The organism is Fodinisporobacter ferrooxydans (assembly GCF_022818495.1).
In the GTDB taxonomy this organism is placed as follows: Bacteria; Bacillota; Bacilli; order Tumebacillales; family MYW30-H2; genus Fodinisporobacter; species Fodinisporobacter ferrooxydans.
Window position 1 is genome coordinate 1,604,104 of record NZ_CP089291.1, and the last position, 22,915, is coordinate 1,627,018.

General features: G+C 45.8%; 15 protein-coding genes, 11 tRNA genes, 4 rRNA genes and 1 other RNA gene. 24 read left to right on the forward strand and 7 right to left on the reverse strand.

Annotated features, from left to right (window positions below):
* The first annotated feature begins 115 nt into the window (after positions 1 to 115).
* From LSG31_RS07570 to ffs, 15 genes are all read left to right on the forward strand, one after another.
* Positions 116 to 1,659: ribosomal RNA gene (locus tag LSG31_RS07570) — 16S ribosomal RNA — on the forward strand.
* Between the two features lie 445 nt (positions 1,660 to 2,104).
* Positions 2,105 to 5,081, forward strand: a 23S ribosomal RNA gene (locus LSG31_RS07575).
* Between the two features lie 68 nt (positions 5,082 to 5,149).
* Positions 5,150 to 5,226 (forward strand) — tRNA-Pro (locus LSG31_RS07580).
* A gap of 4 nt (positions 5,227 to 5,230) precedes the next feature.
* A tRNA-Lys gene (locus LSG31_RS07585) sits at positions 5,231 to 5,303 on the forward strand.
* A 183-nt stretch (positions 5,304 to 5,486) separates the two neighbouring features.
* Positions 5,487 to 5,561: transfer RNA gene (locus LSG31_RS07590), tRNA-Gly, on the forward strand.
* 5 nt (positions 5,562 to 5,566) lie between these two features.
* Positions 5,567 to 5,655 (forward strand) — tRNA-Ser (locus LSG31_RS07595).
* Between the two features lie 8 nt (positions 5,656 to 5,663).
* Positions 5,664 to 5,740 (forward strand) — tRNA-Arg (locus LSG31_RS07600).
* Between the two features lie 17 nt (positions 5,741 to 5,757).
* Positions 5,758 to 5,874 (forward strand): 5S ribosomal RNA (gene rrf, locus LSG31_RS07605).
* The 16S, 23S and 5S rRNA genes sit together here with 11 tRNA genes alongside, the layout of an rRNA operon.
* Before the next feature lie 9 nt (positions 5,875 to 5,883).
* Positions 5,884 to 5,959: transfer RNA gene (locus tag LSG31_RS07610), tRNA-Ala, on the forward strand.
* Between the two features lie 129 nt (positions 5,960 to 6,088).
* Positions 6,089 to 6,160: transfer RNA gene (locus tag LSG31_RS07615), tRNA-Glu, on the forward strand.
* 10 nt (positions 6,161 to 6,170) lie between these two features.
* Positions 6,171 to 6,246: transfer RNA gene (locus tag LSG31_RS07620), tRNA-Met, on the forward strand.
* Positions 6,247 to 6,251: 5 nt separating this feature from the next.
* Positions 6,252 to 6,328: transfer RNA gene (locus LSG31_RS07625), tRNA-Asp, on the forward strand.
* A 5-nt stretch (positions 6,329 to 6,333) separates the two neighbouring features.
* Positions 6,334 to 6,409 (forward strand) — tRNA-Thr (locus LSG31_RS07630).
* Between the two features lie 86 nt (positions 6,410 to 6,495).
* Positions 6,496 to 6,569 (forward strand) — tRNA-Met (locus LSG31_RS07635).
* A 30-nt stretch (positions 6,570 to 6,599) separates the two neighbouring features.
* Positions 6,600 to 6,698: signal recognition particle sRNA small type (gene ffs / locus LSG31_RS07640), an RNA gene on the forward strand.
* A 198-nt stretch (positions 6,699 to 6,896) separates the two neighbouring features.
* Here ffs and LSG31_RS07645 read toward each other — a convergent pair.
* Both LSG31_RS07645 and LSG31_RS07650 read right to left on the reverse strand, forming a co-directional pair.
* Positions 6,897 to 7,172 (reverse strand): YgaP family membrane protein, encoded by a 276-nt coding sequence (locus LSG31_RS07645; protein ID WP_347438760.1) that lies wholly within the window; start codon positions 7,170 to 7,172, stop codon positions 6,897 to 6,899.
* 133 nt (positions 7,173 to 7,305) lie between these two features.
* Positions 7,306 to 8,571 carry a methyl-accepting chemotaxis protein gene (locus LSG31_RS07650; RefSeq protein ID WP_347438761.1) on the reverse strand — a complete coding sequence of 422 codons (1,266 nt, stop codon included), beginning with the start codon at positions 8,569 to 8,571 and terminating at the stop codon, positions 7,306 to 7,308.
* Between the two features lie 351 nt (positions 8,572 to 8,922).
* Here LSG31_RS07650 and LSG31_RS23300 point away from each other — a divergent pair, with 351 nt between their 5' ends.
* From LSG31_RS23300 to LSG31_RS07680, 7 genes are all read left to right on the forward strand, one after another.
* Entirely contained in the window at positions 8,923 to 9,192 is a 270-nt protein-coding gene (locus LSG31_RS23300; protein WP_430734252.1) for a PAS domain-containing protein, read from the forward strand.
* Between the two features lie 269 nt (positions 9,193 to 9,461).
* Positions 9,462 to 10,121: a response regulator gene (locus tag LSG31_RS07655; RefSeq protein ID WP_347438762.1), complete on the forward strand. Its 660-nt coding sequence runs from the start codon at positions 9,462 to 9,464 to the stop codon at positions 10,119 to 10,121.
* The gene (locus LSG31_RS07660; protein WP_347438763.1) at positions 10,118 to 11,182 is read left to right on the forward strand and encodes a sensor histidine kinase; all 1,065 of its coding nucleotides are present in this window, start codon (positions 10,118 to 10,120) and stop codon (positions 11,180 to 11,182) included. The genes LSG31_RS07655 and LSG31_RS07660 overlap by 4 nt, the downstream gene beginning before the upstream one ends.
* A gap of 245 nt (positions 11,183 to 11,427) precedes the next feature.
* On the forward strand, positions 11,428 to 12,045 hold the full coding sequence (locus LSG31_RS07665; RefSeq protein WP_347438764.1) for a hypothetical protein: 618 nt from the start codon (positions 11,428 to 11,430) through the stop codon (positions 12,043 to 12,045).
* Between the two features lie 169 nt (positions 12,046 to 12,214).
* Positions 12,215 to 12,397, forward strand: coding sequence for a cytochrome c oxidase subunit 2A (locus LSG31_RS07670; RefSeq protein ID WP_347438765.1), 183 nt, complete (start codon positions 12,215 to 12,217; stop codon positions 12,395 to 12,397).
* A gap of 44 nt (positions 12,398 to 12,441) precedes the next feature.
* Positions 12,442 to 12,921 (forward strand): cytochrome c oxidase subunit II, encoded by a 480-nt coding sequence (locus tag LSG31_RS07675; RefSeq protein WP_347438766.1) that lies wholly within the window; start codon positions 12,442 to 12,444, stop codon positions 12,919 to 12,921.
* The gene (locus LSG31_RS07680) at positions 12,921 to 14,579 is read left to right on the forward strand and encodes a b(o/a)3-type cytochrome-c oxidase subunit 1 (RefSeq protein ID WP_347439462.1); all 1,659 of its coding nucleotides are present in this window, start codon (positions 12,921 to 12,923) and stop codon (positions 14,577 to 14,579) included. Before LSG31_RS07675 ends, LSG31_RS07680 begins: the two co-directional genes overlap by 1 nt.
* A gap of 310 nt (positions 14,580 to 14,889) precedes the next feature.
* Here LSG31_RS07680 and LSG31_RS07685 read toward each other — a convergent pair whose 3' ends face one another.
* From LSG31_RS07685 to LSG31_RS07695, 3 genes are all read right to left on the reverse strand, one after another.
* Positions 14,890 to 15,525, reverse strand: coding sequence for a CBS and ACT domain-containing protein (locus LSG31_RS07685; protein WP_347438767.1), 636 nt, complete (start codon positions 15,523 to 15,525; stop codon positions 14,890 to 14,892).
* Between the two features lie 84 nt (positions 15,526 to 15,609).
* Entirely contained in the window at positions 15,610 to 16,041 is a 432-nt protein-coding gene (locus tag LSG31_RS07690; RefSeq protein WP_347438768.1) for a universal stress protein, read from the reverse strand.
* A 418-nt stretch (positions 16,042 to 16,459) separates the two neighbouring features.
* Complete coding sequence (locus tag LSG31_RS07695; RefSeq protein ID WP_347439463.1) at positions 16,460 to 16,819, reverse strand: Lin0512 family protein; 360 nt, start codon at positions 16,817 to 16,819, stop codon at positions 16,460 to 16,462.
* Between the two features lie 329 nt (positions 16,820 to 17,148).
* On the opposite strand from LSG31_RS07695, the gene LSG31_RS07700 reads away from it, so the two are divergent.
* The gene (locus LSG31_RS07700; protein ID WP_347438769.1) at positions 17,149 to 18,900 is read left to right on the forward strand and encodes an acetate/propionate family kinase; all 1,752 of its coding nucleotides are present in this window, start codon (positions 17,149 to 17,151) and stop codon (positions 18,898 to 18,900) included.
* Between the two features lie 142 nt (positions 18,901 to 19,042).
* Here the strand turns inward: LSG31_RS07700 and LSG31_RS07705 are convergent, their stop codons facing one another.
* Both LSG31_RS07705 and LSG31_RS07710 read right to left on the reverse strand, forming a co-directional pair.
* Complete coding sequence (locus tag LSG31_RS07705) at positions 19,043 to 19,267, reverse strand: hypothetical protein (protein WP_347438770.1); 225 nt, start codon at positions 19,265 to 19,267, stop codon at positions 19,043 to 19,045.
* A gap of 326 nt (positions 19,268 to 19,593) precedes the next feature.
* Positions 19,594 to 20,769, reverse strand: coding sequence for an LL-diaminopimelate aminotransferase (locus LSG31_RS07710; protein WP_347438771.1), 1,176 nt, complete (start codon positions 20,767 to 20,769; stop codon positions 19,594 to 19,596).
* Positions 20,770 to 21,115: 346 nt separating this feature from the next.
* Between LSG31_RS07710 and LSG31_RS07715 the strand changes: the two genes are divergently transcribed.
* Positions 21,116 to 22,659 (forward strand): 16S ribosomal RNA (locus LSG31_RS07715).
* Positions 22,660 to 22,915: the final 256 nt, after the last annotated feature.

Below are 22,915 nucleotides of genomic sequence, written 5' to 3' on the forward strand. Positions count from 1 at the left end.
TCAGTATTGATTCTGACAGGGTCAAATGCTTCGGTTGCTAAGCGATCTTTTGTGGAAACTTCAACGACCTTCGGTTGCGGAGTAAATTCACACGAAGTGCTGAAGCACTAAGTGTTCATTTGAGAGTTTGATCCTGGCTCAGGACGAACGCTGGCGGCGTGCCTAATACATGCAAGTCGCGCGGACGATGCAAAGCTTGCTTTGCATCGTTAGCGGCGGACGGGTGAGTAACACGTGGGCAACCTGCCGAATCGTTTGGGATAACACCCGGAAACGGGTGCTAATACCGGATAGTTTCTTCCTTCGCATGAAGGGAGACGAAAAGGTTCGTTCGGACCGCGATTCGATGGGCCCGCGGCGCATTAGCTAGTTGGTGGGGTAACGGCTCACCAAGGCGACGATGCGTAGCCGACCTGAGAGGGTGACCGGCCACACTGGGACTGAGACACGGCCCAGACTCCTACGGGAGGCAGCAGTAGGGAATCTTCCGCAATGGGCGCAAGCCTGACGGAGCAACGCCGCGTGAGTGATGAAGGCCTTCGGGTTGTAAAACTCTGTCTTCGGAGACGAACCCGTACGGGAGGAAATGCCCGTGCGTTGACGGTATCCGAGGAGGAAGCCCCGGCTAACTACGTGCCAGCAGCCGCGGTAATACGTAGGGGGCAAGCGTTGTCCGGAATCACTGGGCGTAAAGCGCGCGCAGGCGGCATTTCACGTCTGGGGTGAAAGTCCAGAGCTCAACTCTGGGATGGCCTTGGAAACGGGAGTGCTTGAGCGTCGGAGAGGTAAGGGGAATTCCACGTGTAGCGGTGAAATGCGTAGAGATGTGGAGGAACACCAGTGGCGAAGGCGCCTTACTGGCCGATTGCTGACGCTGAGGCGCGAAAGCGTGGGGAGCAAACAGGATTAGATACCCTGGTAGTCCACGCCGTAAACGATGAGTGCTAGGTGTTGGAGGGTACCACCTCCAGTGCCGAAGCTAACGCATTAAGCACTCCGCCTGGGGAGTACGGTCGCAAGACTGAAACTCAAAGGAATTGACGGGGGCCCGCACAAGCAGTGGAGCATGTGGTTTAATTCGAAGCAACGCGAAGAACCTTACCAGGTCTTGACATCCCGCTGACCGGTGTAGCGATACACCTTCCCTTCGGGGCAGCGGTGACAGGTGGTGCATGGTTGTCGTCAGCTCGTGTCGTGAGATGTTGGGTTAAGTCCCGCAACGAGCGCAACCCTTGATCTGTGTTGCCAGCATTCAGTTGGGCACTCACAGGTGACTGCCGGCGACAAGCCGGAGGAAGGCGGGGATGACGTCAAATCATCATGCCCCTTATGACCTGGGCTACACACGTGCTACAATGGGCGGTACAACGGGATGCGAAGCCGCAAGGCGGAGCCAACCCCTGAAAACCGTTCACAGTTCGGATTGCAGGCTGCAACCCGCCTGCATGAAGCCGGAATTGCTAGTAATCGCGGATCAGCATGCCGCGGTGAATCCGTTCCCGGGCCTTGTACACACCGCCCGTCACACCACGAGAGTTGACAACACCCGAAGTCGGTGGGGCAACCATTTGGGGCCAGCCGCCGAAGGTGGGGTCGATGATTGGGGTGAAGTCGTAACAAGGTAGCCGTATCGGAAGGTGCGGCTGGATCACCTCCTTTCTAAGGAATATAAGTCCCTTATAGGGATGCGAAAAAGAGTGTTTGTGTTACACGAACATTGCCCTGCACTTGGTTAGTTTTGAGGGAACCTCCCTCAAATGGAAACATCTGATGGTTGCATCGCTGGATGCAGCGTATTAGATTTCCTGCTTTCGCAAGGAAGCGTTTGATATGTTCTTTGAAAACTGGATAGCGAATTCTATCGTATACAGGATGAATACAATGCGTGGTAACTGCGCAAGCAGTACACAATTTCATCAAATGTTTTACCCGAGCGCTTAACGATTTTTTGGTATGCATGTTTTATGCAGCACCAAGCTGCGACTCGCTAGCGGCGAGAAGTGCTAGGAAGAGATTTCGTGAAGAAGTGAGCATAATGGAATTATGTGAACGATGAACGAAAGATCTGACAACGCAATTCGAAGCCGATAGGTAGAGTCGCCTAGGTTAAGTTAGTAAGGGCGCATGGTGGATGCCTAGGTGCCAGGTGCCGATGAAGGACGGAGCGAACGCCGAAACGCCCCGGGGAGCTGTAAGCAAGCGTTGATCCGGGGATCTCCGAATGGGGCAACCCCCTGCGGTTCATACCGCAGGATTCCGATCTGAATCCATAGGGTCGGAAAGGTACACCAGGGGAACTGAAACATCTAAGTACCCTGAGGAAAAGAAAACAACAGTGATTCCCTAAGTAGCGGCGAGCGAACGGGGAATAGCCCAAACCGCACATGCTTGCATGTGCGGGGTTGCGGGGCGTCTCATACGAAGTTATCAATCCATTGGGTAGGAGAACGGCCTGGAACGGCCGATCGCAGAGGGTGACAATCCCGTATCTGAAACCAAATGGACTTCGAGACGAACCCCAAGTACCGCGGGACACGTGAAATCCCGTGGGAATCCGGGAGGACCACCTCCTAAGGCTAAATACACCCTGGCAACCGATAGTGAACCAGTACCGTGAGGGAAAGGTGAAAAGCACCCCGGGAGGGGAGTGAAACAGAACCTGAAACCATGTGCCTACAATCAGTCGGAGGGCCATACCACCCCAAAAAGTATTACTTTTCGGGGACCCCGGTTAGCCTGACGGCGTGCCTTTTGTAGAATGAACCGGCGAGTGATGGTCGCAAGCGAGGTTAAAGCGAGAAGCTGGAGCCGTAGCGAAAGCGCGTCTGAAAAGGGCGGCAGTTTGCGGTCATCGACCCGAAACCGGGTGATCTACCCCTGGTCAGGGTGAAGTTGCGGTAAAACGCAATGGAGGCCCGAACCCACTGACGTTGAAAAGTCAGGGGATGAACTGGGGGTAGGGGAGAAATTCCAATCGAACTCGGAGATAGCTGGTTCTCCCCGAAATAGCTTTAGGGCTAGCGTTGGAGCGAGAGGGATGGAGGTAGAGCACTGATTGGGCTAGGGGCCTGTCCAAGGTTACCGAACTCAGTCAAACTCCGAATGCCGTTTCCTTATCTCCAGCAGTCAGACTACGAGTGCTAAGATCCGTGGTCAAAAGGGAAACAGCCCAGACCATCAGCTAAGGTCCCCAAGTTCCGGTTAAGTGGGAAACGATGTGGCGGTGCACAGACAACCAGGATGTTGGCTTAGAAGCAGCCACCATTGAAAGAGTGCGTAATAGCTCACTGGTCGAGTGACGCTGCGCGGAAAATGTAACGGGGCTAAACCGGACACCGAAGCTATGGATGTGCCTGTCGGCACGTGGTAGGGGAGCGTTCTCAGCGAGTGGAAGTCAGACCGGAAGGTCTGGTGGATGGCTGAGAAGTGAGAATGCCGGTATAAGTAGCGAAAAGACAGGTGAGAATCCTGTCCACCGAAAGCCTAAGGGTTCCTGGGGAAGGCTCGTCCTCCCAGGGTTAGTCGGGACCTAAGCCGAGGCCGAAAGGCGTAGGCGATGGACAACTGGTGGAAATTCCAGTACCACCGTGTCACCGTTTGAGTGAGGGAGTGACGCAGGAGGATAGGGTGAGCGGCCTGTTGGATGGCCGTGCAAGCAGCAAGGCTGGGAGATTGGCAAATCCGTCTTCCATACGGTCAAGCTGTGATGCCGAGCGAAATTGTAGTAGCGAAGTCCCTGATTTCACACTGCCAAGAAAAGCTTCTAGCGAGGGGACCGGTGCCCGTACCGCAAACCGACACAGGTAGGCGAGGAGAGAATCCTCAGGTGCGCGGGAAAACTCTCGTTAAGGAACTCGGCAAAATGGCCCCGTAACTTCGGGAGAAGGGGCGCTCTGGTAGGGTGTTCTTTACGAATGCCTGAGAGAGCCGCAGTGAAAAGGCCCAAGCGACTGTTTAGCAAAAACACAGGTCTCTGCTAAGCCGAAAGGCGATGTATAGGGGCTGACGCCTGCCCGGTGCTGGAAGGTTAAGAGGAGGGGTTATCCCTTGCGGGAGAAGCTCTGAATTGAAGCCCCAGTAAACGGCGGCCGTAACTATAACGGTCCTAAGGTAGCGAAATTCCTTGTCAGGTAAGTTCTGACCCGCACGAATGGCGTAACGACTTGGGCGCTGTCTCAACGAGAGACCCGGTGAAATTGTAGTACCTGTGAAGATGCAGGTTACCCGCGGCTAGACGGAAAGACCCCGTGGAGCTTGACTGTAGCTTGATATGGAAGTTGGGTACTTCATGTACAGGATAGGTGGGAGACTGCGAAGCCAGGGCGCCAGCCTTGGTGGAGTCAATCTTGGGATACCACCCTTGAAGTATCCGGCTTCTAACTCGACGCCCTGAAGCGGGTGTGAGGACAGTGTCAGGTGGGCAGTTTGACTGGGGCGGTCGCCTCCCAAAGCGTAACGGAGGCGCCCAAGGGTTCCCTCAGCGCGGTTGGAAATCGCGCGGCGAGTGCAAAGGCAAAAGGGAGCTTGACTGCGAGACTTACAAGTCGAGCAGGGACGAAAGTCGGGCTTAGTGATCCGGCGGTGCCGAGTGGAAGGGCCGTCGCTCAACGGATAAAAGCTACCCCGGGGATAACAGGCTTATCTCCCCCAAGAGTCCACATCGACGGGGAGGTTTGGCACCTCGATGTCGGCTCATCGCATCCTGGGGCTGAAGTCGGTCCCAAGGGTTGGGCTGTTCGCCCATTAAAGCGGTACGCGAGCTGGGTTCAGAACGTCGTGAGACAGTTCGGTCCCTATCTGCCGCGGGCGCAGGAAATTTGAGAAGTGCTGTCCTTAGTACGAGAGGACCGGGATGGACCGACCGCTGGTGTCTCAGTTGTGGTGCCAACTGCATCGCTGAGTAGCCAAGTCGGGACGGGATAAGCGCTGAAAGCATCTAAGCGCGAAGCCCGCTTCAAGATGAGATTTCCCACTAGGAAGCTAGGTAAGACCCCATGAAGAAGACATGGTTGATAGGTCTGGAGTGTACGTGTGGCGACACATTGAGCTGACAGATACTAATCGGTCGAGGACTTAACCTAAACAAAAAGGTTTACGTGCGCAAAGGGTACGATAGCATTCGCATCTGGTTTTGAAAGAATATTATAATCGGAGCATGGCGCAGTTTGGTAGCGCGCTTGGCTTGGGACCAAGAGGTCGCGGGTTCAAATCCTGCTGCTCCGACCAGTATGAGCCATTAGCTCAGTTGGTAGAGCACCTGACTTTTAATCAGGGTGCCGCTGGTTCGAGTCCAGCATGGCTCATCTTTATTAGAGGATGTTCAAAAAGTAGTCAAAACTCCACGGCGGATTGCTTTGTCGAATCCCAAAAAGGCTTACTCATGTACCAAACACGTACACTCCGTCGCCTTTTCGTGCTTCGGCTTCGCACTCCTTGTGTCTTACTTAACCACTTTTTGAACACGCACTATTAGGTTGATATATTGTGCGGAAGTAGCTCAGTGGTAGAGCATCGCCTTGCCAAGGCGAGGGCCGCGGGTTCGAGTCCCGTCTTCCGCTCCATACCCGGAGGGATACCGAAGCGGTCATAACGGGGCGGTCTTGAAAACCGTTAGGGTGCAAGCCCACGGGGGTTCGAATCCCTCTCCCTCCGCCATTTGTTATGTGCCCTTAGCTCAGCTGGATAGAGCGTTTGACTACGAATCAAAAGGCCGGGAGTTCGAATCTCTCAGGGCACGCCACTATTAAAATGAATATGTCTGGTGATGATGGCAGAGGGGATACACGCGTACCCATCCCGAACACGACCGTTAAGCCCTCTAGCGCCGATGGTACTTGGAACGCAGGTTCTTGGGAGAGTAGGACGTTGCCAGACAATAAAAATGGGGGTATAGCTCAGTTGGGAGAGCACCTGCCTTGCAAGCAGGGGGTCAGCGGTTCGAATCCGCTTACCTCCACCATTTACTAAATTCCCAATTAATACCACGAATTCGTATATCCCTGTTAGTATTCCTTGATAGCTGAGCTATAGAATATTCGACTGAAGACCTTCGGTTTGCAAGTTCGAATCCTGCTCGGGGTCCATAATTGGCCCCATGGTCAAGCGGTTAAGTAACCGCCCTTTCACGGTGGTAACAGGGCTCCGAATCCCCTTGGGGTCATCATTAACATCGCGGGGTGGAGCAGTTGGTAGCTCGTCGGGCTCATAACCCGAAGGTCGCAGGTTCAAGTCCTGTCCCCGCAACCATATGTGGAGCTGTGGTGTAGAGGCCTAACATGCCTGCCTGTCACGCAGGAGACCGCGGGTTCGAATCCCGTCAGCTCCGCCACAATTGCCAGCGTAGCTCAGCAGGTAGAGCAACTGACTTGTAATCAGTAGGTCGCGGGTTCGATTCCTGTCGCTGGCTCCAGTATAAAATTTGATGATTTGAACAATATTACTAGTAGACGAATTTCAATTCTTGTGCAATGATTATACTAGCTCGCATTGTTATACGGCTCGATAGCTCAGTTGGTTAGAGCGACGGATTCATAACCCGTAGGTCGGCAGTTCGAATCTGCCTCGAGCCATCTTGCATTTTTATAAGAATCATGAGTTTAGATCAGGTACCGTGCGTCGGAAACTCCGAACCGTGTCAGATCCTGACGGAAGCAGCACTAAGGGGATCTCTCCGAGCGTTGCGGCAATACCTGGTCTAAACTCATGGTTTTTTTATTTTTAAAAAAACATAAATATAAACATAACTATCAGTGCGTGTTCAAAAGGTGGTTAAGTAAGACACAAGGAATGCGAAGCCGAAGCACGAAAAAGCGGCGGAGTGTGTACGGGTATAATCGGTATGATCAAGAGCCACATGAATATGTGGCTCTTGATCATATATACTTGAATACATGACTTTAATCATGAACAGCCTCTTGAGTTTCGACAGGTTTATCTGATAAATGGACTGTAGGAGAAATTTCGGCTTTTTCAGTTGTTGAAATTCCCATTGAATACAGTAAAGGGCAAACGCGAGTAATTCCTTCAGCCACTTTTATTGCACCGCCGGCAATCAAGAAATAGCTTGTCAAATCCCGCCGACGAACGGAACGTCCAATTCCACAACCAAGTGCCGTTAATCCAATCACTAACCGAGTGTAAGCATCCCAAGTACCTACATTTTGTTTGATCATGGAATTTCCTCCTTTATTGTCATGTATCCAAGCCATACATATCGTTGACAAAGTCAGAGGATTTTATCCGATCACTTGGCGAAACTTAGAATCAGATGAAGTAAAAACTCCAACTGATTCAAGTTTTACTTTATTAAGAAGTTGCTTGTAAATGTTTTAACCGTTCTGCAATATTTGTCAAATCTAATAATGTTTCATCAATATGATCCATTGCTCTCGTCTGCTCTGTTGTCGTTGCAGAAATCTCTTCGGTCATTGCAGTTACGTGTTGTACATTTCCTTGAATTTGCTTTGCTTTCTCGTTTAATAGATCCATACTTTCCCGCTGATGCGCAACGTCATTTTGAACTTCATTTACAACGTTTGAGACGGACTGAACTGCTTCTTTGATCGTCACAAAAGACTGTTGTATGATATCACGGGCTTGATCTACTTTAGCAAAGGAAGTACTGGTATTTTCTACAGCTTGAACGACATCGTGAATATCACTTAGCATGGACTGTATCACTTCTTGAATATCGTGATTGGCTTCTTGGCTTTGTTCAGCTAATGCCCGAACTTCATTGGCTACGACTGCAAACCCCCGCCCGACTTCGCCAGCACGTGCCGCCTCAATTGAAGCATTTAAAGATATCAAGTTTGTCCGATTCGCAATTTCTTCGACAGTCTGTAAAATTTCAACAATATTCTGACCCCTCTGTTGTAATTTTCGAGTCATTGCAATTGTTTGATCAGAGGCCGTATTGGCCCGAATGGTTTCGTGACTGATTTGTTCTGATCGGGTACTCCCTTCGTTGATTGCCCGATGCAGTTCAGTCATGGCGCGTATCCCTGACTTTACATCCGACTCGATTCGATTTGATATTTCTAAAGTCTGATTTGCAATTGTCATTTGGGAATCCACAGCTTCCACCTGATTCATCGAGCCTGTTGCAATTTCTTTCATTGCAAAATCAATTGTCAAAGAGCCTTCGTGGGCTGTTTGTACTAGTTTTTGTACATTCTCTACAGAGTTACGCAGGGTAGCAATGGAATGATCCATTTCCTCCCGGTATTGACGCAATACAAGGACTAGCTCGGAAAATGCTATCGCTACATCGGAAAGTTCATTTTTAATTTTCGGTGTTGGAATGTTAACGTTATAATTTCCATTTTTCATTTCCATCACGGCGTTGTGAAGTTTTCTTACTTGTCCAACAATGTATTTCGCACCAAAACCGGCAAGCAATACTTGCCAAATAACCCCTCCCAAAAGAATCAGAGCAGAAATTACTAATGCATGTGTGCCGGAATCGCCGGTTTTTTTCTGCCATAAAAGCAGAATTTCACTACAGCCGTAAGTAATGATGGATACGATTACAGTAACAATGATCAATTGCCATTCCAATTTTTTTTTCATACGTTGTTGTCCTCTTTTCTGCACATGAATTCCTTATTCTATCTGTCATGTTCGTATTTTTATTCATAGATCTTTAATTGCAAATAGTCCAAATGGACTATATTTCTAAACTTGAAGCGAATATTGAAATATAAAAATCAAGTAAAAATTCAGAATGAATTTAGAGGAAAGTAGAGATACATTGAAAATCATCCGAATTAACTAGTTGAAAGTAGTTCATTTGCATCTTCGCCGCGAATAAAATGAAATGTTAAAAAAGAAGAAACTGGAATTATAAATCCTCTTGTACTATATTACTATATTTTAATAAACAGGGGTTAAGAATTTATAGCAATTTGGTACGAACCTTATATGATTTTGGGAGATGCGGTCATTGCTACGAATTCAGATCACCAAATTCTTGAACTTAACAGAGAATACGAACAGGCATGTGGCTACAATCACTCCCAATTGATAGGAAAAAAAGCCGAATTTATAAAATCAGGTCTAACTCCTAAATATGTATATAATGCCTTAAAGGAATCCCTAAGCCAAAACAAAAGCTGGATGGGAATATTAACAAATAGAAAGCCGGATGGATATTTATGGAACCCACCTTTAATAACTGGGATCATTTGTTAGCGATTTATCGCGACCAAAATAAGACAGACAGTTTGCCCAGTTAAGCAAAAACCTTCATTTGTTCACTTGGCAGCGCCAAGTGTTTTTTATTTGTAACCTTAGATTGTGTTTGTAACATAATGTTCATAATTGTATCAATACATTCAAGTATTTTATTATATAATGTAAAAATTAAATTACCGATTCTATGACGAACTCAATATTTGGGTTTTTCTATATTTTCAATGATGGCAAACTCAAGTATAATTATAAATAATGAGGTGAAATATATGCCGATTCGAGTACTTGTAGTTGATGATCATCAATTGTTTCGACGTGGAGTTATAGGCATATTACAGTTGTCGGAGGAGTTTGAAGTTGTTGGCGAAGGAAGCAATGGCGAAGAAGCCGTTGATATGGTGGAGCGTGTAAAACCTGATGTATTGATCATGGATTTATCCATGCCCGTTATGAATGGGATGGAAGCAATGCGTCAGATTCAGCATATGGAGACAAGTACGCGAGTTCTTATTTTAACTGTAAATGAAGAAGAAGAAGCATTATTTGAAGCTGTGAAAAATGGAGCACAAGGATATTTGATAAAAACGGTGGAGCCGAATGAGTTACTGGCCGCTATTCGCAATGTCGCTGCCGGAGAAGCTGTAATACCTAGCAATCTGGCCGTTAAGATCTTGTCTGAAATCGCCAAACCGAAACCGGTGACTGTTGAAGCATTGATTGAACCATTGACGCAAAGAGAGCTGGAAGTGTTAAAGGAGCTTGGGAAAGGATTCTCCAATCGGGAAATTGCCAAACATCTTTTTATTAGTGAAAATACCGTACGCAACCACGTACGTAATATATTGGATAAATTGCACATGACAAACCGTGTGCAAGCAGCAGCATATGCCGTGCGAGAAGGTCTGATCAAAGGGGATGAAACCAGTTGAGTAGTCTGCAGGACTTTTTGTCAAAGCCGGAAGGTTCATTGCCAATCTTTGAGTCGCATGTTTTTCGGCATGTTTTTGAATATGCAGCTGACGGTTATATCATTCTGGACGAACATATGAATGTGTTGTATATGAATCAAACAGCGAAGACGTGGTTTGGCGATTTGTCCATGAATCATCCGATACGTTGCAACGATCTGTTGCATTGTCACGATGGACAGGGAAATTCGCTAAAACAATCCGGATGTTATGGACAGTGTGTATTTTTCTCAAAGTCTTCATTAACCAATATTGAAATGAACGTAAAAAATCTGGCAGGAGAAGAACGGCTTGTTTCTGTTTCCTACTCGTATATTCCATCTCATTCATTAACAGAACGCATCATTATGATGTCGATTCGGGATATTACCGATGCCAAGCAATTCGAGGCAGAAAAGAGAAAAGTTGAAAAATTGACATATACGATTCGTGAACGTGAGCGGTTGGCCAGAGATTTACATGACACGGTTGCACAGGATCTGGCGTTCGCAAATATGAAATTAAAAGTTATCGAACAAGATGCGGCAAAGCTTCAGGGTGACAAACTTTGTGAATCTATTCACGATGTTTCGGTTGTTTTGGATGATTGCCTTGTGGAGCTTCGACATACGTTGCGGGATTTAAACTTTTCAGGAAGAGACCTACATGGCTTTGTTCAAAACACTGTACGTACGTTTGAAAAACGTACTGGCATTCAAATAAAATTGTACGTGGAGGGAACATTTGAAGATTTGGATGTCATGATTGCCACACAAGTAGCGAGATTGCTACAGGAATCGTTGGCGAATATTCGAAAACATGCGAAAGCAACCATAGCCATCCTTTCATTGATTCGAACAAATCATATGTTGAAAGTAATGGTCAGTGATAATGGAATCGGCTTTGACCCGGATTCCATCAATGCAGAACATCATTTTGGATTGCGCTCCATGCGTGAACGATGTGCTGCAATGCACGCAAGAGCAGTCTTGGATGCGAAGCCTGGGAAAGGAACGACTTGGACATTTGAATTTGACTTATAGTTTTTCATAGATGACCATCAAAGTATAACGTTTTATACAACCGCCTTGTTTAGTCTCATTGGACTATGAAGGGCGGTTATTTTGTGTGGTGTATTAAATATGTAAACATTCTACAATACATCTAGACGATCAAAATAATAGGATAAGAAACCAAATTAAAAATTTAGAGTTGATCTGTTAATTTAAAGTTGATCGGTTAATCTTCTGGCAATCTTTCAGAATGTTTTCTAGGGTGTGATGAATCGATGCATGTAAAACGCACAAAAGTATTACAAATTTCAAAAAATATCCAACAGATAGAATTTCAAGATATATTTCGGACAATCGATCGTAAAATTCTTGAATTCTTGCAAAATTATTCTGCACTCATTGCGTCAATCATGGGGATTGGCTTATGCGCTTGGGGTTTGTTCCGACATGACTTAAATTTGGTTATCGAAACCTTGCTTTCAGGTGCAATCGGTTATTACATAGGCTTTTTCCCCGCATTAATCGTAAATCTATTTATATTTTTTCTCCGAATTCATAGTGCAGGACCTGCATATCAGGTGTTTGATGTAAAGGTATTGCAGTTTTTTGGATGTGCGTATATTGCCTGGTTGGGATTTTGCCATCGTCAATCGGCGCTTTTCAGCCGTCAGCAATTCTTTCAGGAAGAGCCACATGCCCATCTCATATCTTGGACATTGGTAAACGAGGTGCGAAACTCTTTGATGGCGATGCGATTATTATTATTTAAGTACTACAAATCAGAAACGGAACAAAGTGAATTTAAGCTCGTAGAAGATGAACTGTTGCGACTGGAGTTAATTTTCGGTTCTTTGTCAAAAAGTCATCCTCGCCAAAAACCGCCAAAACACTAGTGTTTACCAGCCGAATAGTCCATTTGTACTAGAGTGTAACAATGCTAACGGACTATAAGGGATAGGTAGATTTTCATATTGTTGGCAGATCCTGCTTATGTTAAAAAAAAGTTAGCATTCTTATTTAAACAGATATCATCAAAGAATTTTTAAGAAAGGGGAGTCTGACATGGCAGACCTGTCGCCAACACCGGGAAAGGGGAGCACTTTGCCAAATGCGCCAACCACACAGGAAGAACATCCACATGACAAATATTCTCTAAAAGGGACATTTGCTTGTGTATTGTTGCTGGCTGCTTTGATTGTTGCGAGTTGGTATGCGGTCTTTGCGTTATTTTTGAGTAGGCAGTAGGCATTTACCAGGTGAGCAGTAGGATAGGAGAAGGTGATAATCGTATGTACATGCCTCGTTCTGAGAAGGTTTGGATCACCATTGGAGGCGTGGTTTTAGCAGCTTTTTTTGCTACGGTTGCTATAGACGCATTTGTAATGGGTGCAACTCCACCGTCTGATCCAAAAATGATTGATCCGGCAAAAGTAAGTACAACACCGCCATTTGACAAACCAGGCTTGGTTCAAGTCGGACCGAAAGAATATGATGCCAATATGACTGCATTCACCTTTGGTTTCGGTCCAAATGTGTTAAATGTTCCGGTAGGCGCTAAAGTGAACTTTCATGTCACCAGCAAAGATGTGGTACATGGATTTGAAATTCCTGGTACTGATGTAAACATGATGATTGATCCGGGATTTGTGAATAGCGCATCACATACGTTTGATAAGCCGGGAAAATACTTAATCTTGTGCAATGAATATTGTGGTGCGGGACACCAGTTGATGATGGCTACTATCATTGTAGGTGGTGATGCGAAGTGATGACGCAAGACAATTCGATACTGGCGCGTTTTGATAAAAAGGATGCATCCCTGAGTCTGGCATATGTTGTAATTGCTTTTTTAGCGATATTCATTGGTGCTATTGCAGGTCTTCTGCAAGGACTTGACCGTGGTCATTTGATTACACTTCCAAGCACCTTATATTATGAGATTTTAACTGCACATGGCGTGATGATGGGAGTTATTTTTACGACCTTTTTTATCATTGGATTCCTGTTTGCAGGTACAGCCCGCACTGTTGGGGGACTTACCAACCTTTCCAGATCACTGGGTTGGATTGGCTACTGGATGATGGTGATTGGCACAGCTCTTGGAACGGCTGAGATTTTAGCTGGGAATGCTTCTGTACTTTATACGTTTTATGCACCTTTAAAAGCTTCCCCCTTTTTTTATATCGCATTGACTTTGATTGTTGTGGGGAGCTGGCTTGGTGGATACGGAATATTTGCAAGTTTCGTCAATTGGCGCCGCAATCATAAAGGACAGACAACACCCCTGTTTGCTTATATGGCAACTGCAACCATGGCATTATGGCAAATTGCCACACTTGGTGTTGCGGCTGAAGTTCTCTTTCAATTGATTCCATGGTCATTTGGGTGGGTTCCGACGATTGATGTACTGCTCAGTCGTACATTATTCTGGTTTTTTGGGCATCCTCTGGTATATTTCTGGCTCTTGCCGGCATATGCTTGTTGGTATGTAAACATTCCGAAGATTATTGGCACCAAACTTTTTAGCAATGCATTGCCGCGTGTGACTTTTATGTTGTTCTTGTTATTGTCTACGCCGGTCGGATTCCACCATCAATTGCTTGAGCCAGGAATCCCGCCGAGTTGGAAGGCGTTGCATGTTGCATTGACAATGGGTGTTGTTATTCCTTCTTTGATGACCGCATTCGCCTTGTTTGCAACATTTGAGATCCGCGGCCGTGAACGCGGCGCCAAGAGTCTCTTTGGATGGTTTTCCTCACTGCCATATAGTGATGTTCGTTTTTTTGGACCATTCATGGGCATGTTAATGTTTATTCCGGCAGGTATTGGCGGTATTATCAATGCCAGTTTTCAATTGGATGAAGTCGTTCATAATACGTTATGGGTTACTGGACATTTCCATATTACTGTAGGGGCAGCCGTTGCATTAACTTTCTTTGGGACGGCGTATTGGCTGATTCCTGCTCTTAATGGGCGTGTCTTAACACCGCGCATGAATAAAATGGGCTTGCTGCAAGTGTTCTTATGGGTTGTCGGCATGACTTTCATGTCAGTCTCCATGCATACATTAGGATTGTTGGGAGAACCGCGCCGTACAGCGTTTACGAATTATTTGAACAGTCCTGTCGTGCAAGAATGGGCAGGAATGCGTTTGACATTGGCAATTGGCGGGATCATCCTTTTCATATCTGCCATGATTTTGACCGCTAATATTGTGAATCTCCTGTTTTTTGCTCCCAAAGGCGAAACTGAGTTTCCGGTCGCAGAAGAAGCTGCTGCAACACCTGAGAGCGTTCCACCGATTTTGGAGCGCTGGGGAGTCTGGTTGTCAATCGCGGTTGTATTGGTTTTGATTGCGTATACTATGCCTGTTTACGATCAAATCCAACTCCATCCACCAGGATCGAAAGGTTTTGTTACCTGGTAAATTATTTCTATTCCGTGATTTATGTCGAATGTATTTTCTTTTTGTACGTTGTCCGGTATCTATGAAAAACAAGAGGATGAGAACAGTACTTCTCTCATCTTTTTGTTTTTTGGATACAAGTTTTTTGAATACAGTCATGGAATATCCCAACGTTTATTTGAATTCAAAAAATTGTGCTCCTATTTTTAAAAGTATGGGCAAAAAGGCAAAAGAGCCTCATGGATTAGGGGCTCTTTTGCCATGTTTGTAAAGATGGTATGAAGGGAAAGGTGACCATGCATGTTGCCGTTGGATTTTTCAATCTAAAAAGTTATTCAAGTGGAGGATCAATTACGGTATATCCATTGTTTTTTAAATGTTGAATGATCTTTCCTGGATCAATCGTTTTCACGCGCAAACTGATCCTTCGCGTAAGTGGAGTATTGGATGGCAGCATCAGCATTGAGCATACTTTCGCATTGCATTGCAGCAGTACATTTGCAATCCCAAATAAGCCTTGGGGTGTATCCGGCAATTCTACTTCGATTCTGCTGGATGGTGTTGACACGCCCATCATCTCTACTAATGTTTGCAAAATGTCATTTCGTGTGAGAATTCCGACCAATTGGTTGTCTTTCATTACAGGTAAAAATCCGATTCGATACTGATACATTTTTAAGGCAGCATCTTCCACGAAGTCGAGAGGATGCACAGTGATGAGATTCACCTGCTTCATAAATTGCTTGACAGGTGTATTTAATATAGATGAATCTGGATTTTCGTCGAGTATGGAAGGGCGTGCATCCCGAATATCAATATCGGAGACGATTCCTATCACTTCTCCATTCGAAACAACAGGAAAATGCCGGATTTGATTCTTTTTTTCGAGTTCCAAAATCTCACTTAAAGTGGATTCCGGCGAAAGCGTTATAATATTCTCTTTCACCATAATCTGCTCGACTAACATGTTTCGTTGCTCCTTTCCCATGTATCAGCAGTGAAAAATCAAACCAATAGGCACAATGGGTCTTGGAAATCCTATGCCTGGCATTTATTTTACAATAAGAACCGGGCAAACAGCATGCTGAGCTACTTTATGGCTTACACTTCCTAAAACCAATTCGCTGAACGCGCCTAAACCGCGGCTTCCCATCACAATCAAATCATATTGTTCTGCTTTCGCCTTATCATAGATTTCCAAAGCCGGATCTCCGGAAACAATCACGCTATTGCACGGAATTCCTGCATGAAGTACTTTTTCTGCGGCTGGCTTTAGCAGTTTCATGCTTTCTTCATTTATTTTCTCTTCGATATTGATATCGATGGCGATTAAGTCTCCACCCCAATAATGAACAAGCGGATTTACATGCAATAAAGTAATTTGACAAATCGATTCTCTGCCTCTGCAAAGGGAAATGGCTGCATCTGTTGCTCTTTGCGAATGTTCTGAACCGTCATAAGCTACCAGTATTTTATTATACATACTATACCCCTCCAAGTGTTTTGGAATTTTTATAATATCCTACAAGAGGATGTTCAAAAAGTAGTCAAAACTCCACGGCGGCTTGCTTTGCCGAATCCCAAAAAGGCTTACTCATGTACCAAACACGTACACTCCGTCGCCTTTTCGTGCTTCGGCTTTGCACTCCTTGTGTCTTACTTAACCACTTTTTGAACACACACTACAAGAATCATTATGACAGTTTCGAAATGAACAAGGGAGTTCAGAATTAACTAATATGTGAATGTTTTACTAGTTAAATTGAACTATTTTTAGGTAGTAAAAACGGATATAAAAGCTAAGGGATTGAGGAAGTGGTTTGGACAAACAGGCGGAATCCTGAAAATTTGCAACAAATTCCGCCTCAATGTTATTTGATGAGTTTGTCTGCTGCAAGAGCCTAGTAGCCGACTTCTACTACTGCATTTACGATGACCATTTCATCCGTTTGATCCCCTTTTTCCGGCAAGATTACGCCACTGCTTGCGAGGAGTCCGCCTTCGCGGATCGTAATGAATACCTGTCCATATGGGAAGACTGCCTTGACTGTTTCTATATTGACTTGCTCATGGTGAAAGGGTACGCCTAGTGTCACGTGCACCTTCATGTTATCCAGACTGTTGCCGGGCAATACAGATCGCAAGCCAGGCATGGAATTGTGGCCGATTGCATCGCGACAGGCGCGAGCACATGCGACTGTAACATCTTGTCCATGCAAATCGATGCCGGTGCCAATTTCAATAAACATCACTTTGTTCATCATGATTTCACTCACCACTCCTAATTCGTTAAAAATTTCACCGTAAAAGGATGTACAAAAGTGTTCAAAACTCCATCGTATATGTTTGTAGTAGTTTCCATTTTCCATCATACAATTCCTGCTGGATATCTGTATATGAAATTGAAAATAGTCCGAAAGTATCATTTTTTGATACAAATTCCAGGAAGGGAAATAGTATATTTGGAACTGTCATGTCGACACGGAATTAAGGATAATATTTTCAACTTCAACTAACTTGTTACATGTATCTTGTTGCATTTTCATAAAGAAAACAAATTTTTATAAGCAACAGAATGGAGGAGTGGGGTATGCAAGTTGTAGTAGGTGTTTCCAATCGGCATGTCCATTTGACAAAGCTGGATTTGGAAGTTTTATTCGGGAAAGGGTACGAATTGACATATGTAAAAGACTTGCGCCAACCTGGGCAGTTTGCAGCGGAAGAAACCGTATCGCTGATTGGTCCGAAAGGCGCCATTCATCATGTTCGGGTATTAGGACCATGCCGCTCCTATACGCAAGTGGAAATTTCCAGAACGGATTCTTTTATTCTCGGAGTGCAACCGCCGATTCGAGATTCCGGAGATCTGGCGGGTGCTGAATCGATTCTCATACGTGGACCCAGAGGGGAGGTCGAGGCGAAAGAAGCTGTCATCCTTCCTTTGCGGCATATTCATATGACGCCAGCAGATGCCGACCGGTTAGGGGTCACGAACAAACAATTCGTAAGTGTTCATGTTCCAGGTGAGCGTGCTTTACTGTTGGAACATGTATTATGTCGGGTTGCAGACGCTTCAGCTTTGGAATTTCATCTAGATACAGATGAAGCAAATGCAGCTAATTTGAAAAATGGCGACTTAGTAGAAATTGTAACAGATTCAGAAATCAAGCTGGGAAATGTAAATGTTTTACACAAAAAATCCCGTATTCTCGTTTTGAATTGTGGAAGCTCTACGATTAAATACAAAATTTATCAAATGCCGGAAGAAACGATCGTTGAGACAGATACGATTGCGAAGATCCCGGCTTCAGAGTATGGAAATCGGATCGAAAACGTCCTGAAAGGATTCTCACAGCACAAATTTGATGCGATCTGTCATCGTGTCGTACATGGCGGCGAAGATTTTAAACAATCAACGATTGTAACAGAGGAAGTAAAAGCATCCATTCGAAAATATGAAAGATTTGCCCCGTTACACAATCCGAACAACTTGATAGGGATTGAATCAGCTGAGAAGGTATTTCCCGATACGCTGCAGGTAGCTGTTTTTGATACGGCATTCCATCAAACAATGCCGCCGTCTTCGTATTTGTATTCCATCCCTTATGAATATTATGAAAAATACGGGATTCGAAAATACGGATTTCACGGCATGAGTCACCGTTACGTCATGGAACGCGCCGAACAACTGCTTGAGATTTCGGCATCCAAATTGCGGTTATTAAGTTGTCATATTGGCAATGGCGTAAGCATTTGCGCGATTAAGCACGGAAAATCTTATGATACATCGATGGGTTTAACGCCCCTTGCAGGATTGACGATGGGAACGAGAAGCGGCAATATCGACCCTAGCATTATTTCATTTATTCAAGACATTGAAGAATCATCAACAGAAGGTGTTATTGATATTTTAAATTACAAGAGTGGCGTTTTGGGGATTTCCGGGGTGTCTGGCGATCTCCGGGATGTTATGGAGGCAGCGAAGGCAGGAGACAAACGCTGTCAATTGGCAATCGAAATGTACACGACTCGTATTCATAAATACATTGGTTTATATTTGGCACGATTAAATGGCGTAGATGGAATTATATTTACAGCCGGTGTAGGAGAAAACAGTCCTGAGCTGCGGGAGATGATTTGCGCCGGCTTTGAGTATGCAGGTGTTGTGCTGGATTATGAACAAAACAGAAATAAACATGGAGAACGGTTTATTTCCGCGCAATATTCACCAATCAAAGTGATGGTGATTCCAACGAATGAAGAATTGATCATGGCGCGGGATGGATATGCGTTATTGCCAAAGTTACGCGAAAATAAGCGAACAGCGGAAGTTGTTTCATAATATTGGATTGGTCATTCATTGGGTTTAGAGTCTCATAGAAAAAAGCATCCGCGATGGGATGCCTTTTTTCTATGGAATAGGGGGTGACTGTTTTGAAGGCCGTTCGAGTTGATCGACCACTGTTTGCCCGTCTATCGTTCCATTAGGATATGGCGGCGATTGTTTCCAAACGAGCAAAACTTACATTGACAATGGTACCGGCAACAACTGCAGGTCTGGTCAGAACCATTTCAAAGTTATCAAGATCTACTGCGACAACACGTCCTGTAAGTGTGACGCCGTCTACAAGCACAGAAACACGAGTGCCGGCTGCGGCATATCCAAGTAAGCGTTGACGAAATGTTGGGCCGTAAAATCCGTAGCTCATAACTTTACTTCTTCCATGAGGGCGGTTTTGTTGTTCCCTCACTATACTTTATGAAGCTACGATTTCAAGTGCAGTAGATTTGAATCTATTTTTTAAAAAATTGGTTGATAGAGGATGTTCAAAAAGTAGTCAAAACTCCCCGGCGGATTGCTTTGCCGAATCCCAAAAAGGCTTACTCATGTACCAAACACGTACACTCCGTCGCCTTTTCGTGCTTCGGCTTCGCACTCCTTGTGTCTTACTTAACCACTTTTTGAACACGTACTGATAGGGAATCGGATGGTTAAATTCAAAAGCAGCGTAAATTTGCATGGAATATCATTTATCTACTGCTTAGCTTTTTTTAGGAACTCTCCAATTCGATCTGCGGCTTCTGCCAAACGCTCTGCAGGCTGAACAAGAGCAATTCGGACATAACCTTCTCCCTGTCCGCCAAAAGCATCTCCCGGCACTACTGCAACGCCAGCTTCCTCAATCAGATCGTATACAAACTCTTTTGAAGTCCATCCCTTAGGAATCGCTGCCCATACAAACATTGTGGCAGGCGGAGGATCGATTTTCCAACCAGCATTGGCAAGGCCGTTAATGAGAACCTCCCGTCTCGATTCATATTCTAAGACTTGTGATCGTAGTGTAGAAAAATCGGAGGTCAAAGCCGCCTCTGCCGCTTTCTGTATCGGATAAAAAATACCGTAGTCAATATTTGATTTTAAATCTGCCAATATCCTTAAAATCTTAGAATTTCCGGCTGCATAGCCGATTCGGCAACCGGCCATATTAAATGTTTTGGAAAGTGAATTAAATTCAATGCCTACTTCTTTGGCGCCTGGAACGGATAAGAAACTTACTGGTTGTCTGCCGTCAAAAATTAGTTCCGAGTATGCAAAATCATGTACAACGAGAATATTGTTCGTTTTGGCAAAATCAATCACTTGCTGAAAAAATGACCGATCTGCAAGTGCTGTTACGGGATTTCCAGGATAGCTGATAATCATCATTTTGGTTTTTCTCAAAATATCTATTGGAATGTCCTCGAATTTTGGGAGAAAATTATTTTCTTTCAATAAAGGCATTGGGTAAATGTGACCGCCGGCAATCGTTACACTTGCTTCATAGATCGGGTAACCAGGGTCGGGAACCAATACATATTCGCCTGGATTTACGATGGCCATGGCGAGATGTGCCAAGCCATCTTGCGACCCCATCAGTTGCAGAATTTCCTCATCGGGATTCAGTCCAACTCCATAGCGTTCTTTATAGAAATAAGCCACAGCACGTAGAAAGTCAGGTGTTCCGGTCAAGGTATATCCATACTTGGATGTATCCTGGACATATTCCTTTAATGTATGGATCACGATTGACGGAGGCGGCAGATCCGGGCTGCCAACACTTAAATCGATAACGGAAATTCCATTTTCAACTGCTCTTCTTTTACGGTTGGCCAATTCTGTGAAGATTCCGGTACTTAATTGTTGAATGCGATTCGAAGCGATAATGTCCATGTGGTCCTCCATTTGGTAAAATTAAAGTGGATTTTAAGAGTTTTGAAGTTAGCTTATCGTCTGTCATGTTTAAGAATTACGATAACTCTATTGTACGATAACTCTATTTTAAATAAATGCATAAAATTAAAATTGCTTGAGAAGAAATAAATTTTTAAAATCCTAAAATTTTCATTTGCGTTCTCTAAGGGATTATGATATATTTATCAATGTCACTTCGACAGTCTGTCGCTGATGACACTTGAATTAAAGTTATAAGAAGTTCCTTGAAAACTAAACAAGTGCAGGGAGTTATATATGTAACTCCTGTCATTAGTCAGCAATGATTCTGACAGGGTAAAAACTTTCATTTGAGAGTTTGATCCTGGCTCAGGACGAACGCTGGCGGCGTGCCTAATACATGCAAGTCGCGCGGACGATGCAAAGCTTGCTTTGCATCGTTAGCGGCGGACGGGTGAGTAACACGTGGGCAACCTGCCGAATCGTTTGGGATAACACCCGGAAACGGGTGCTAATACCGGATAGTTTCTTCCTTCGCATGAAGGGAGACGAAAAGGTCCGTTCGGACCGCGATTCGATGGGCCCGCGGCGCATTAGCTAGTTGGTGGGGTAACGGCTCACCAAGGCGACGATGCGTAGCCGACCTGAGAGGGTGACCGGCCACACTGGGACTGAGACACGGCCCAGACTCCTACGGGAGGCAGCAGTAGGGAATCTTCCGCAATGGGCGCAAGCCTGACGGAGCAACGCCGCGTGAGTGATGAAGGCCTTCGGGTTGTAAAACTCTGTCTTCGGAGACGAACCCGTACGGGAGGAAATGCCCGTGCGTTGACGGTATCCGAGGAGGAAGCCCCGGCTAACTACGTGCCAGCAGCCGCGGTAATACGTAGGGGGCAAGCGTTGTCCGGAATCACTGGGCGTAAAGCGCGCGCAGGCGGCATTTCACGTCTGGGGTGAAAGTCCAGAGCTCAACTCTGGGATGGCCTTGGAAACGGGAGTGCTTGAGCGTCGGAGAGGTAAGGGGAATTCCACGTGTAGCGGTGAAATGCGTAGAGATGTGGAGGAACACCAGTGGCGAAGGCGCCTTACTGGCCGATTGCTGACGCTGAGGCGCGAAAGCGTGGGGAGCAAACAGGATTAGATACCCTGGTAGTCCACGCCGTAAACGATGAGTGCTAGGTGTTGGAGGGTACCACCTCCAGTGCCGAAGCTAACGCATTAAGCACTCCGCCTGGGGAGTACGGTCGCAAGACTGAAACTCAAAGGAATTGACGGGGGCCCGCACAAGCAGTGGAGCATGTGGTTTAATTCGAAGCAACGCGAAGAACCTTACCAGGTCTTGACATCCCGCTGACCGGTGTAGCGATACACCTTCCCTTCGGGGCAGCGGTGACAGGTGGTGCATGGTTGTCGTCAGCTCGTGTCGTGAGATGTTGGGTTAAGTCCCGCAACGAGCGCAACCCTTGATCTGTGTTGCCAGCATTCAGTTGGGCACTCACAGGTGACTGCCGGCGACAAGCCGGAGGAAGGCGGGGATGACGTCAAATCATCATGCCCCTTATGACCTGGGCTACACACGTGCTACAATGGGCGGTACAACGGGATGCGAAGCCGCAAGGCGGAGCCAACCCCTGAAAACCGTTCACAGTTCGGATTGCAGGCTGCAACCCGCCTGCATGAAGCCGGAATTGCTAGTAATCGCGGATCAGCATGCCGCGGTGAATCCGTTCCCGGGCCTTGTACACACCGCCCGTCACACCACGAGAGTTGACAACACCCGAAGTCGGTGGGGCAACCATTTGGGGCCAGCCGCCGAAGGTGGGGTCGATGATTGGGGTGAAGTCGTAACAAGGTAGCCGTATCGGAAGGTGCGGCTGGATCACCTCCTTTCTAAGGATATAAGTCCCTTATGGGGATGCGAAAAAGAGTGTTTGTGTTACACGAACATTGCCCTGCACTTGGTTAGTTTTGAGGGAACCTCCCTCAAATGGAAACATCTGATGGTTGCATCGCTGGATGCAGCGTATTAAGATGGATTTCCTGCTTCCGCAAGGAAGCGTGAATATGGAATGGCTTTTTTATGTACTTTGTTCTTGATGTTCTTTGAAAACTGGATAGCGAATTCTATCGTATACAGGATGAATAC